The 12,832-nt window shown below is 51.1% G+C and carries 11 protein-coding genes; 5 read left to right on the top strand and 6 right to left on the bottom strand.

The annotated features are described in order from the left end of the window. Window positions 1-153: 153 nt before the first annotated feature. Together AC6I8E_RS18585 and AC6I8E_RS18580 are read right to left on the bottom strand one after the other, a co-directional pair. Entirely contained in the window at window positions 154-1,605 is a 1,452-nt protein-coding gene (locus AC6I8E_RS18585; RefSeq protein WP_013196492.1) for a sugar porter family MFS transporter, read from the bottom strand. Between the two features lie 199 nt (window positions 1,606-1,804). After that, window positions 1,805-2,707: a LysR substrate-binding domain-containing protein gene (locus tag AC6I8E_RS18580; RefSeq protein WP_013196493.1), complete on the bottom strand. Its 903-nt coding sequence runs from the start codon at window positions 2,705-2,707 to the stop codon at window positions 1,805-1,807. A 197-nt stretch (window positions 2,708-2,904) separates the two neighbouring features. Between AC6I8E_RS18580 and AC6I8E_RS18575 the strand changes: the two genes are divergently transcribed. The 5 genes from AC6I8E_RS18575 (at window position 2,905) to AC6I8E_RS18555 (ending at window position 7,258) form a co-directional block, all read left to right on the top strand. Next, window positions 2,905-3,654: an SDR family NAD(P)-dependent oxidoreductase gene (locus AC6I8E_RS18575; RefSeq protein WP_013196494.1), complete on the top strand. Its 750-nt coding sequence runs from the start codon at window positions 2,905-2,907 to the stop codon at window positions 3,652-3,654. A 54-nt stretch (window positions 3,655-3,708) separates the two neighbouring features. Continuing rightward, window positions 3,709-5,007 (top strand): MFS transporter, encoded by a 1,299-nt coding sequence (locus AC6I8E_RS18570; protein ID WP_497824832.1) that lies wholly within the window; start codon window positions 3,709-3,711, stop codon window positions 5,005-5,007. Window positions 5,008-5,019: 12 nt separating this feature from the next. Next, window positions 5,020-5,862 carry a transketolase gene (locus tag AC6I8E_RS18565; protein ID WP_095707957.1) on the top strand — a complete coding sequence of 281 codons (843 nt, stop codon included), beginning with the start codon at window positions 5,020-5,022 and terminating at the stop codon, window positions 5,860-5,862. A 1-nt stretch (window position 5,863) separates the two neighbouring features. Further along, on the top strand, window positions 5,864-6,874 hold the full coding sequence (locus AC6I8E_RS18560; protein ID WP_370425475.1) for a transketolase family protein: 1,011 nt from the start codon (window positions 5,864-5,866) through the stop codon (window positions 6,872-6,874). 99 nt (window positions 6,875-6,973) lie between these two features. Further along, the gene (locus AC6I8E_RS18555) at window positions 6,974-7,258 is read left to right on the top strand and encodes a hypothetical protein (RefSeq protein ID WP_370425476.1); all 285 of its coding nucleotides are present in this window, start codon (window positions 6,974-6,976) and stop codon (window positions 7,256-7,258) included. Between the two features lie 229 nt (window positions 7,259-7,487). Here the strand turns inward: AC6I8E_RS18555 and AC6I8E_RS18550 are convergent, their stop codons facing one another. The 4 genes from AC6I8E_RS18550 to AC6I8E_RS18535 form a co-directional block, all read right to left on the bottom strand. Beyond that, complete coding sequence (locus tag AC6I8E_RS18550; protein WP_497824831.1) at window positions 7,488-7,709, bottom strand: hypothetical protein; 222 nt, start codon at window positions 7,707-7,709, stop codon at window positions 7,488-7,490. 259 nt (window positions 7,710-7,968) lie between these two features. Continuing rightward, window positions 7,969-8,940 carry a ParB family protein gene (locus AC6I8E_RS18545; RefSeq protein ID WP_013196499.1) on the bottom strand — a complete coding sequence of 324 codons (972 nt, stop codon included), beginning with the start codon at window positions 8,938-8,940 and terminating at the stop codon, window positions 7,969-7,971. 7 nt (window positions 8,941-8,947) lie between these two features. Next, window positions 8,948-10,147 carry an AAA family ATPase gene (locus tag AC6I8E_RS18540; RefSeq protein ID WP_013196500.1) on the bottom strand — a complete coding sequence of 400 codons (1,200 nt, stop codon included), beginning with the start codon at window positions 10,145-10,147 and terminating at the stop codon, window positions 8,948-8,950. 1,555 nt (window positions 10,148-11,702) lie between these two features. Then, complete coding sequence (locus AC6I8E_RS18535) at window positions 11,703-12,632, bottom strand: RepB family plasmid replication initiator protein (protein ID WP_003855845.1); 930 nt, start codon at window positions 12,630-12,632, stop codon at window positions 11,703-11,705. Window positions 12,633-12,832 lie beyond the last annotated feature (200 nt).

Genomic DNA, 12,832 nt, shown 5'->3' with positions numbered 1-12,832 from the left:
CTGAAATCGCCAGGCATGGCCGGAAACCTTTCCGCAAAATCGAGCTGATTACAGTGAATGAAACGGCTTAACTGACAGAAAGGGATACGACGCAAGGGGGCAGAGAAGTGAGAGAAACCGGATTCAGCCGGCGGGCCGAATCCGGTAGGGACGTTAGCAGGCTTCAGCCTCCTTGGGCTTTTCACCAAACTTTTCTTTCATGTGTGACTCAATCTCTTCCAGACTTTTGCCCCGCGTCTCGGGCACCATCGTCATCACGAAGATCAGCGAGCCGACGTTAATCGCAGCAAAGATAAAGAAGGTCGTGCTGCCGGCATACGCCATGATCGGTGGAAAACCGAACGCGACCACAGCATTGAAAATCCACTGTAGTGAGACAGCGCCACCGGTTAAAACGCCACGCAGCTGCATCGGGAACAGCTCTGACATCATCAGCCAGTAGACCGGCGAGATGCACATCTGCATACAGAACAGGAACAGCAGAATACAGCCAAGAGCGAGGTAGCTCTGCATCAGGCCTGAGCTCATAAAGGTCATCACGCTGCCCAGCAGAATCTGTGCGGTAATCACCAGACATAAACCGGTGATGAGCATAGTACGACGCGGGAAGCGGCTGATCGCCCAGATACCGACAAAGGTCGCCAGAACAGACACCACGCCGTTACCAATGGTCGCGGCAATCGACGCGCTGGTGCCAAGTCCGGTCTGTTTAAGGATGATCGGCGTGTAATACATGAAGCCATTAACGCCGGTAAACTGCGCAACAAAGCCGAGTCCGACACCAATAATCATCAGGCGGATAACCCACTTCTCACGAATCAGGGTTTTCGCATCCGGCCCGCGTTCCGCTGCCCTCGCCTGCTTCTTCATCTGTGCCATCTCATGACGCACCTCACGCGGTGTTTCACGCAGATACTTAAGAATCTTCTTCGCCTCTTTCAGACGCCCTTCCGCCACCAGCCAGTGTGGTGAAGCCGGAACGAAGAAGGTGCCGATAAACAGCAGGAAACCGGGCACCATCGCAATCGCCAGCATGTAGCGCCACAGGTGCTCATCATGCAGCAGATAGCTCAGTAGCGTACTGGCGACATAGGCAATGAGCTGGCCGGTAACGATCATCAGTTCATTGCGGCTCACCAGCGGCGCACGCAAACGTGGCCCGGCAATTTCGGCAATAAACACCGGCACGGTTGAAGAGCCACCGCCGACAGCAATTCCCAGCAGGAAGCGCATGGCCACCATCACATTGACGGAAGGCGCCAGTGCCGTACCAAGCGAACCCAGTACAAAAATGACCGCCAGGGTGCGAAGGGTAATGCGACGGCCAAAACGGTCCGAGAAGAAACCACTGAGGAAAGAGCCGATAGCGGCACCAAACACCAGCGAAGAGGCGACGAGCCCTTCCGTGAATGAGTTCAGTCCCAAACCACCCTGATCGGGTGGCGAAGTCATGTAAGGTAATGCACCCGAGATAATCCCGGTGTCATAGCCAAAAGCCAGCGCGCCCATAGTGGCAACCAGCACCACTAAAAAAATGCGCTGGCGTACCGTATCCGCAGGCGCGTGATCGCCCGCTTCCCCAGCGTCTGGTGTATTTGTACTCATAATATTCCTGCCATTAATAAGTTAAACATCCGTTTGATTAAATTTCATACGGAATAGAAAGGGAACATATTTATCGATTGGGTAAAGAAGTGTAGACGGTATTTAAAAGTTAGCTTTGGCAATGCGACTTTTATGGAGTGAATAATTACCAGCAGAAATAAACCCGCGTCATAGTGACGCGACGGAAGTTATTTTAACATTATATTAACGTTCTGAGTTCTTCCTGTATCCAGCTCAGGAAATGTGCAACTCGGGGGTACTGGGCAAATCCACGCGGAAAGACCAGATGGTGCGCGCTGACGGGCAGGCTATGCTGCTCAGTCAATACCCTGACCAGTTTCCCGCTGCGAAGATAATCCTCCGCCAGCAATTCGCTTTCAAAAATAAGACCGTGGCCTAACATTGCCGCTTCAAGACTCATATAAGAGCGGTCAAAACGAAATAACCACTCTTTATCCGGCTGAGGTAATTGCTGCGCCGCAAACCACTGCGGCCATTGAATAAGCGGCGACTCCGATAATATCAGCGCGTGATGGATTAAATCCGCGGCCTGACTGACAGGATGCTGTTTCAGATAGTCTGGCGAGGCCAGCACCGACATTTTTTCGTGGCGGATAGTTTTAATCTCAAATGCGTTCCAGTCCGGGAAGCCGTGACGTATTGCTATATCAATATTGTCGCGGCTGAAGGAGAGATTTTCATAAGAGCAGGAGAGCGTAAGCTGAAACTCTGGATAGCTGTCGCGAAATTTATGGATACGCGGCAACAGCCAGAGCAGACCGAAGCTGGGTGCGCAGTGGATCCTGAGGTTACTGCGTGCTTTCTCGTTACTGATGCGCGCCGTGGCCTGCGCCAGGCACAGCAGTATCGGGCCGATCTCCCTGAGGTAATGTTCCCCCGACAGCGTGAGCGTTACGCCTTTTGCCGAACGATTAAACAGAATACAGCCCAGTTCCCGCTCCAGTTTGGCCAGCTGATGACTGGCTGCGGATGGCGTAATACTTAATTCCTCAGCCGCCCGCGCGACATTACCAAAATGGGCCACCTGTTCAAAAACCCGCAGTGATTTAATTGAAGGTAAGTGCTCCGACTGCTTTTCCATCCGCCTCTCCACACAGACATTATGTGATGTGTGCCCATTTTTAAATCGCAGATTTGTTAACTGCATCAAATCAACAAATTCATTCAGCATCAAATGAATTTTTCTGCATTGCCAATATTAGGCGCTTTATCAATTCTGATCGTGACCCTGCCGGTAGCGATACCGAACCACTAATAATTATTCTTCTGGAGTGGACAATGTTACTTGAAAATAAAGTTGTGATTATTACTGGTGCCGCATCTCAGCGCGGCATTGGACGAGCCACAGCGGCCTGCTTTGCTCAGCATGGCGCGCGCGTGGTGGTGCTTGATTTAGATCTGCAGGCAGCTCAGGCCAGCGCGCTGTCGTGTGGCGACGGGCATCTCGGCCTGGCCACCGATGTCACCGATCCTCTTTCTATTCATCGTGCTATCGATCAGGTACTTGAGCACTACGGCCGTATTGACGTGCTGGTCAACAATGCCGGGATCACTCAGCCGGTTAAAACACTGGAAATCGGCATCGAAGATTACAACCGCATTCTTGATGTCAATCTGCGCGGTACGCTGCTGATGTCTCAGGCGGTTATCCCGACGATGCAGCGGCAAAAAAGCGGCAGCATTGTCTGTCTGTCATCCGTATCGGCTCAGCGTGGCGGCGGCATTTTCGGCGGCCCGCACTACAGTGCGGCGAAAGCAGGCGTGCTTGGCCTGACAAAAGCCATGGCGCGCGAATTCGGCCCGGACCAGATTCGTATCAATGCCCTGACGCCCGGTCTTATCCAGACCGATATCACCGGTGGCCTGTTACAGGATGAACGCCGCCATGCCATTCTCGACAGCATACCTCTTGGCCGCCTGGGAACTGCCAGCGACGTCGCTAATGCGGCGCTGTTCCTCGCCAGCGATCTCTCCGGTTATCTCACCGGCATCACGCTGGATGTGAATGGCGGCATGCTGATCCATTAAATAGCGCCCTGCCCTGCCCGCACGCCTTGCGGGCTAACTTCGGGAGTGAATACCATGACCACGCTTAATCTGAGCGCAGCCTCTGCTGCGCGCGATATCACCTATCGCAAAATTGCCTGGCGGCTGATGCCCTGGCTGATGCTCTGTTACCTCTGTGCCTATCTTGATCGTGTAAACGTTGGCTTCGCGAAATTACAGATGATGGATGATTTGTCACTCAGCGAAACGGTGTACGGGCTGGGTGCCGGGATCTTTTTCCTCGGTTACTTCTTCTTTGAAGTGCCGAGCAACCTGATCCTGCATCGGGTCGGTGCACGCCGCTGGATTGCCCGCATTATGATTACCTGGGGTGTAATCTCGGCCCTGTTCGCCTTTGTTGAAACCGCATGGCAGTTCTACCTGCTGCGCTTTCTGCTTGGTGTGGCAGAGGCCGGACTTGCACCCGGTTTACTGCTCTATCTGACCTACTGGTTCCCCTCTCACCGTCGCGCTCGCATGACAGTTCTCTGGTTTGTCGCGATTCCACTTTCCGGAATGATTGGTGGCCCACTCTCTGGCTGGATCATGGCGACCTTCGCAGGCTTTCACGGATGGGCGGGCTGGCAATGGATGTTTATGCTGGAGGCTATCCCTACCCTTGTTATGGGATTCGTAGTGCTGCTGGTTCTGAAGGATCGGGTGGAGCAGGCAGAGTGGCTGGATGAGGATGAGAAGCGCCGGGTGCGTGCCGATCTCGACGAAGACAATCAGCAGAAAGCCTGTCATGGCACGGTGAAAGCCTTTGTTGCTGACCGTCGCCTGTGGCTGCTGGCGCTGATCTACTTTTGCGTGGTGATGGGACAGTATGCGTTAACATTCTGGCTACCGACGCTGGTAAGAAATTCAGGCGTCAGTGAACCTCTGCATATCGGATTACTGACCAGTCTGCCGTACCTGTGCGCCATTATCTTTATGCTACTGGCCGGACGCAGTGGCGATCGTCATCGTGAACGTCGCTGGCACCTGATTGTTCCGATGCTGATCGGCCTCTCCGGACTGACGCTGGCGACGCTACTCAGCCATAACGTCTCCCTGTCACTGTTTGCCCTCTGTATTGCCGCTGCGGGCATTCTTTCCGCTTCATCACTGTTCTGGATGCTGCCGACCAACCTGCTGGGTGGCGTCTCTGCTGCCGCAGGCATCGCTGCGGTGAACTGCATTGCCAATCTGGCCGGTTTTTTCTCGCCGTGGCTGATTGGCTCAATCACCACCGCAACCGGCTCCCCCGCGTCGGGAATTTATTTTATTGCTGCCGTTCTGCTGGGTGGTGCGCTATGCGTACTGCGCATTCGGGCTGCGGATGTTAATCGTTAATCAGGAGGTTATATGACTGACCCTCGTCACAGTTCACACACGCTTTCATTGCCGCAGCGTGCCAGGAATATTCGCCGTCATGCCTTGTTAATGGGGCAGATACAGGGACAGGGCTATATCGGTCAGGCATTGGGTGCAGCCGATTTGCTCGCTGTCAGCTATTTTCACGCCATGAATTACCGTCCAGATGAGCCTGAGTGGGAAGAGCGCGATCGTTTCTACCTGTCGATTGGGCACTACGCCATCGCGCTTTACGCCGCGCTACTGGAAGCGGGCGTCATACCAGAAGAAGAACGGGAAACCTATGGTACCGATGAGAGCCGCCTGCCCATGTCCGGCATGGCCGCCTATACCCCAGGCATGGAGATCACCGGCGGTTCATTAGGTCATGGATTAGGAATAGCCGTGGGTGCCTGTCTGGGACTGAAGCAGAAAGGCTCACAGGCGCGAATCTATAACCTGCTTTCTGATGGCGAGCTGAATGAAGGCTCAACGTGGGAAGCGGCCATGTCAGCCTCACACTGGCAGCTTGATAACCTGATCGCCATTATAGACGTCAACAATCAGCAGGCTGACGGTCACAGCAGCGAGATTCTCGCGTTCGAACCGATAGTGGAGCGCTGGCAGGCTTTTGGCTGGTATACCCAGCGCGTTGATGGCAATGATATTGCTGCTTTGCAGCATGCCTTTGACGCAGCCCGCAGCTGGCCTGAACCTCAGCCGCGCGTCATCATCTGCGATACCCGAATGGGAAAAGGTGTGCCGTTTCTTGAAAGCCGGGAGAAAACCCACTTCATCCGTGTTGATGCTGATGAGTGGGACACAGCCCTGACTGCACTTGAGCAAGGAGTCTGATATGCGTTCACAACCGCAAAAAAAACGGCTGACCACTTCCGCCATGATCGCCTCGATTGCTGCAGAGGGTCAGCCCACGGTTTCGGCTCCGTTCGGGCATGCGCTGGTGTCACTGGCAGAGCAGCGATCGGATGTGGTCGGTATGACGGCAGATTTGAGTAAATACACCGACCTGCATCTGTTCGCGGACGCTTTTCCGCAGCGCTTTTACCAGATGGGAATGGCGGAACAGTTACTGATGAGTGCCGCAGCAGGAATGGCGCGCGAGGGCTTTATGCCTTTTGTCACCACCTATGCCGTGTTTGCTTCCCGCCGCGCCTATGATTTTATCTGCATGGCCATCGCCGAAGAGAATCTGAACGTCAAAATCGCCTGTGCGCTGCCGGGCCTGACCACCGGTTATGGGCCAAGCCATCAGGCGACTGACGATCTGGCAATTTTTCGGGGTATGCCAAACCTGACAATCATCGATCCCTGCGATGCGCTGGAGATTAGCCAGGTCATCCCGGCGATTGCCGAACATCAGGGTCCGGTTTACCTGCGCCTGCTGCGCGGTAAGGTTCCGCTGGTGCTGGATAAATATGATTATCGCTATCAGCACGGCAAGGCCCAGCGTCTGCGAACGGGCAAAGATGCGGTTATCATCAGTAGCGGATTGATGACCATGCGGGCACTTGAAGCCGCTGAGGTGCTGGAAAAGCAGGGCATTGAGATTGGGGTGGTCCACTCTCCTGTGATTAAGCCTCTGGATGAAGAGACAATCCTGCGAGAGGCAGGGGAAGCGCTGCATCATAACCAGCTGGTTATCACAGCAGAGAATCATTCAATCACGGGCGGGTTAGGCGAGGCGATTGCGGGGTTGCTGATGCGGAACCATGTGACGCCTCGCTTTAAGCAGATTGCCCTGCCGGATGCATTCCTGGCAGCAGGCGCTTTACCGACGTTGCATGACCGTTATGGCATCTCTGCCGATGCGATGGTCAGGCAAATAACAGCCTGGCTCGAAGCCTGATTTATAACAAAACCGGGCCAGACCCGGTTTTGTATCGTTGTTTGCCGCATCAGATAACGATTCTGTTATCGCCTCCATCATACGCACTCCTCAGGAAATATGACGATTGCCGTGCTCAACGCTGGCTGCGCATCAACAGATTCTGATGAGCCCGCCAGCCGATTGTCTGTGCTGCTTAACCTCTTTAGCTCCGCATTCACTGTAAACAGTTTTACGGTCAGTCATGTCCCTTTCCTGAGCAGCCGGTTCTCGTTTTCTGCTGTTGAGCACATCCTTTCATCTGCTTTACTCAATACAGTGAATCTGTCTGAAGTAGCCGATTTCAGATCACTGGCACTTTTTCTGTCCAATCCAGCTCATGTCGTTCGCATCAACAGAAAATAATTTTAGCCGGATGAGAAAGTTATCCACTTTTTCTGTGGATAAGTGAGGGATATTTTCTGAGTATCTTTTTTCACTCTGAGACGATGCCTTTGCTGTTAGGTGGTTACGCTGCAATTATGATCTCAACGAAGCTTTTATATCCGCTAATCAGGACGATTTTCAGCAGGAAGCGTGGCGATTTCAGGCTGAAATTCACAGACATTTTCAATTAAAAACAGTCTCTTAAGTGTTAAATTTCGCTGGCGGCCAGCATACCGGTAAAAAGACTTGCAGAGAAAGCATCAGTCGGTATGAAGCAGTTGTGCAGGAACTGAGGTCTGGTGAGAAGTAACTGGTCACTAATAAACCAGCTTCCGAAAATCTTTACTTGCAATTCGCGACCGCTGAATGTGGAAAGGCAGCATTTGAACCCTTCGGAGGTAACATCAGATTTTGAATCCGCTTTTTCCATTACAGACAATTCAGGGACTCAAAGGCAGTCAGGAACGCAGGTGAAATGTTCAGGAGGAATGGCGATTTCACAGGAATCAGATTGAAAAATCTTATAAATAATATCAATCAATTCAGTTATTTATCCAGGTTATCATCATTGAAAACCTGGCGATTTCAGCCTGAAATTCGGGTTTTCATGCATCGTCGAAGTATCTTTCGGGGTAACAAGGCAATAAAAAAGCCAGCGTCAGGCGCTGGCTGATTTGGATGTATATAAATTAACGATTGAGATATTTCTTCAGGGTCTCGGCAATGACTTTATCCAGCTCCTCCTGCAACTCTTTCGACTGCCGGTTAAATTCATAGCTGAACATCCGGCCGCGTACCTTTTTACGCGCAAAGCGATCTTTATCAGCAAAAGACCAGAGTGCAGTCGCCTGTGTTTTATCTTTCTCAGGCTCTTTCATCAATGTCTGGCTGCCCTGGCGGATCAGACGCAGAATGTGATTTTTCAGCTCATCCTCGGCAAGCCCTTCTCGCGCGCAAACCACATCTATTTCCCGCGAGATAGAATTAATCAGAGCTTCAACGCTTTGCCCGGATTCACTCAATTTGTCAGCCGCCTGCAACAGCGCTTTGTAATCAGGATAAGTCAGCTCAGCGTGATTAGGGAAAAGTGAGATCAAATCGGACGGAACGCTGGCCGCCTGAAGAGCACGCGTGACCTTCGCCTGAGATAATCCCTGATTCTCAGCGATCTCTTTTTGCGACAGTCCACCCTCTTTTAACGCCAGCAGGCGCATTCCCACTTCCCGCAGGTTATGTTCGCGGGCCGTCTGGATATCCTGCGCCAGTCTGCGTGCTTCATCGGCGCTAATAGCGGCATCAGTGACCAGTACGTCCAGCCCGGTTTTACAGTAAAGCGCAGCTGCACGCCGACGTGAGCCGTCAAGAATCTCAATGCGGTCATCGCGCATTACGCCAATGGCCGGAAAGAACTGCTGAAGCTTAATGGTGCGGATAATGTCGCGCAGTGAATCAGGTGTCAGTCCCGCCTGATCGCGGCCATTGGTTTCCATCGTCACGAATGTTTTGTTTTCAACATCACTGGCGGCAATACGTTCAAAGCGAAACAGGGCGCGCTTGCCCGTAGCCAGAACGAATGTCTGGTTGTGCTGGCTATCCGGCGTCTCATTTTCCAATGGAGTCTGGCTGAAGGTTCTGCCAATCGTAATTCTTTTTGCGCTCATACAAACCTCAGTTCAGGCGAATAAATTCGATACGGTCAAAGACGGCTTTTGCAAAGTCCTCTGCGGCGGATCTTGCATTTTTCAACGCTTCACTGCTGCCGACGTATGTCGAAGGATTTGCGGAGATGACCGTATCAAAGGATTCGCCGCAACGTTCGAAACCATCAAGGCGGGGAAGAGCAGCATCAAGCATGTCACCCCCAAAAATCTCTTTTGCCAGGCTATGACAGAGCTTGTGGTCGGCTTTATTCGAGAGCTTAGACATGAAGCCAATGTTGCCCTGCAGGCGACAGGTAGCGCCGGAATCCTCAATAATCGCAATCAGTTCAGGCAGACGCGTCAGGTATTTAAGCGTGGAATGAAAGTCGACCTGAGCCGGTGGTACCGGCGTCATCAGCAGATCAGAGGCCGCAATGGCGTTCTTCAGGAAAGCATCAAGATGCGGGCCGCTGTCGATAAAGATAAAGTCATAATCTTTCTTCAGTTTGGCAATGACGTTGTCATACAGCACGGCATGAACATTCTGCTGTGGCAGATGCTCAGCGCAAAGCTGGTCCCAGCTTGAGGCGATAAAGGCGTCATCAATGGAGGCAGGCAGCACATCCACACCCGGAATAATCGACGGAACGATAAATTCGTTCACCAGCTCATCACGGGTAACATTCTGCAGCATTGCCTGTGCCGCTGTCGCTTCCACCAGACCGACTGAACGTTCATGATTCAAAAACATGGTTGCTGAGGACTGCGGATCAAGGTCAATCACCAGAATACGCAAATCTTCAAAAAGCAGATGAGGATGGGCACGAAGTGCATGAGCCAGTGAGACGGTAGAAACCGTTTTTGAGACACCGCCCTTCAGATTACCTACAAAAATGGTATAGGCCTCACTGTGGCGATCGCGATATTTCGGCACACCCCGATGATGATAGATATCGATTATGTTCTGAATCGACATTGCATATTTAACGGAAGAACCGGCCGCACGTTTATCAAACTGATAACCGCTCTCTTCCATCTCATTTACAGCGTAATCGACACTGGCTCGTGTCAGTTTGGGCAACTTTGCTAACGCCGCTTTGGCATAAACCTGATAGTACGTATTTTCATGCAGTTCCTGCTTTTGCGCCTGAATCTGGTCGGTGAGGCTCAGCAGCATGCGTTCAGAACGCTGTGCAACCTTCATCACCTGCTTGTCATCGTTAGCCATAGTTGCTCCAAACATGTAGGATTTATGACTTTATACAGAAATCCTGCACGTGAGGCAATAAATTATCCTTTCAACATAATCTTCGTTTTTATGTAACACCATGGGTTTTGGTGAGGTTCATCACATTATTATTTCTGGCCTGTCAATTTAAGACGTTCAAATGCGAGCAGCGTTCACTGTAATCAGCAGAACATTCACTGTAATCAGTAGAAATCGATCCGCAGTAAGAGAGCAGGGGGGAGTGGATTGTACTAAGCGGGTTGATGAGTCTGTACGTTCACTGTAATCAGTAAAGTCAGTTCTGTATCAGATAACTTACACCGGAGGAATTTAACGTGGTGGTGCAGAAGACAAACCGCATTCAGAAAGCCCACGCGATAAAGCCTGACTGATGCCTGGCACTGAACGAGCCAAACGTTCACTGTAATCAGTAATGTCATTGCAGATACCCAGGCAGCAATCACGTTCACTGTAATCAGTAATCTCGCTGATCAGCTAGCAGGACAGAAAGCCGAACTGAGTAAACGTTCACTGTAGTCAGTAGTAAGAAGAGAAGAAATCCTGTCTGGTTCATAAAAGCATCGGAAGCTGATGAGATAACAGGCAACTACTGTTTGGGAGCCAGAATGGATCGGCAGGCATGAACAAGACAGTCCGATAACGTTCACTGTAATCAGTAACGAGGAGATATCGAACGTTCACTGTAGTCAGTAAAAGAAGAGCCTTGCTGACCAGACATTCACTGTAATCAGCAGAAGCGTCAGTTCAGTTCGACTGGAATAGCGGACAGTAGGGTTACGATACGCAGATATCACTTCGATTCTGGCAACGCTCAGGCCAGCAGACATAAACGCCTGATCATGAGTTATGTCACCACACCTTTCCCGCGACTGTTCACTATAAACAGTAAAGCGGCAAAGCGTTGCGTCAAATTTCAGCTATCATTCACTATATTCAGCAGAGCATTCACTGTAATCAGCAAAGCAGCATTCCTGAGGATCACCGTGGTGAAGACAGCTCCGCGCTACAACGTTCACTGTAATCAGTAACCGACAGGGGAATCCGCTGCACGCCGGAGCTCTGATGATGCCAATCGGCAAACATTCACTGTAATCAGTAACAGTGTCACGCTGGCAATACTGATAAGTTTAAGCGCCTCAATACAGGACGCACGCCGGCCGTGTTGAACGTGAATGCAGTCATTCACTGTAATCAGTAAAGTGCTCAACGGGAATCAGCAGAAAGAGACGCTGTCCTGCCTGAACCAGAACGTTCACTATAATCAGCAAAGCCGATCCTGGAAGGGGCTAACCAGTTAGTAAGTAAGCACGCACTTACTTCATAAGCTTTATGGTATATAACGACAGGAAAAGAGGGGAGAAGAGTATGATTCTAAAACATGCCCCGTCTACTGATTACAGTGAACGTTACTGATTGCAGTGAATAAAGGTGGAATACTGATTACAGTGAATATGAGAGGAAGGGCGCAATATCACTTTCAACGGTAAAAGTGACACTGCCACGCAGAAATGCTGATTACAGTGAACGTCAGGAGTTAATCCTCAAACTCGATCTCGTCCAGCGAATCGATGCTCTCGAGGTTACCGATGCCATCAAGCTTAGGTGTGCGGCTATGGATAATGAAAAAGACTGAGCGGCCACGCTTCACTTCTGAATAATCCAGATAACCAATTTCCTTCAGTTGCTCCATTGCACGCCGCACCACATGGTTCTGCGTGGTGGTCTTAGAGCCGAGATTAAGGCGCATACGCAGGCGTGCCAGTGATATCGGTGCCGGATTGGTCGGCAGGCTCTCAAGGAAAGTATAGAGCGCCTGTGCAGACTCTTTACGCTTAAGGCGGGATATTGCACGAAGCTGAAGCAGCACCTTGTGATCGAAGTTGTAGAGTTCAAACAGTTTGGGATCTGCCTGAATCCGCACAATATCTTTTTCGCGGTCGTAATAGGCTGACTGGACAAGGTGGGTATGATACGCCTTGCCGTTGCCTTCAAAAGAGAGCGTGTTAGTTGCAATGCGGCGCAGAGAGGCATCAAGACGCTTACGCAGTGCGGCAGACGAGTTGGCAGAGGGAATGCCGCACATCTTCACAAAATCGATAAACGGCAGTGTGACGGTATCGCCTTTAGTCGGATAGCGCGAAAAGGACTGAATAATACCTGCCCAGGTTTTGAAATCGTTATCCATATCCAGCCGTGCGCCGGTAATGGTAATCTTTTCGTAGCCTTCCGCCTTTACCAACGTAAGATTCTTCAGCTCTTTCGTCGCATCCGTTGATGCCATTGCACCGGATTTACCCCGTGCGGTTGATTTCAGCGTCGGAACGAACAGTCCAAGACGCATCAGTGCCACCGGCTGAACGGTATTATTCTTGTTGGGATGAAGCTGAATAACTTCACCACTGTTTTTGGTCACTGACAGAAAAGGTTCAAGTAACGCTTTGTTTTCGTTGTCTTTATCTGCCATGGCATAGGATCTTCATTCTGTGGATGAAAGGGATCGTTTTCTGACTACAGTGAACATTAGCACTGTTTACAGTGAACATTCTACCTGGTACAGTGAATAAAGTACTGATTACAGTGAACACTTTACTGATTATAGTGAACGCGATCACCCTTTCAGCCCTTGCGGGGTGCGGCCTGCGACGATCGGGGATCTCTTAGGAT

The organism is Pantoea sp. X-Soil-YNGN-785 (genome assembly GCF_059730585.1).
The sequence above is the reverse complement of the archived record's forward strand: the minus strand, read 5'-3'. Positions and strand labels throughout refer to the sequence as shown.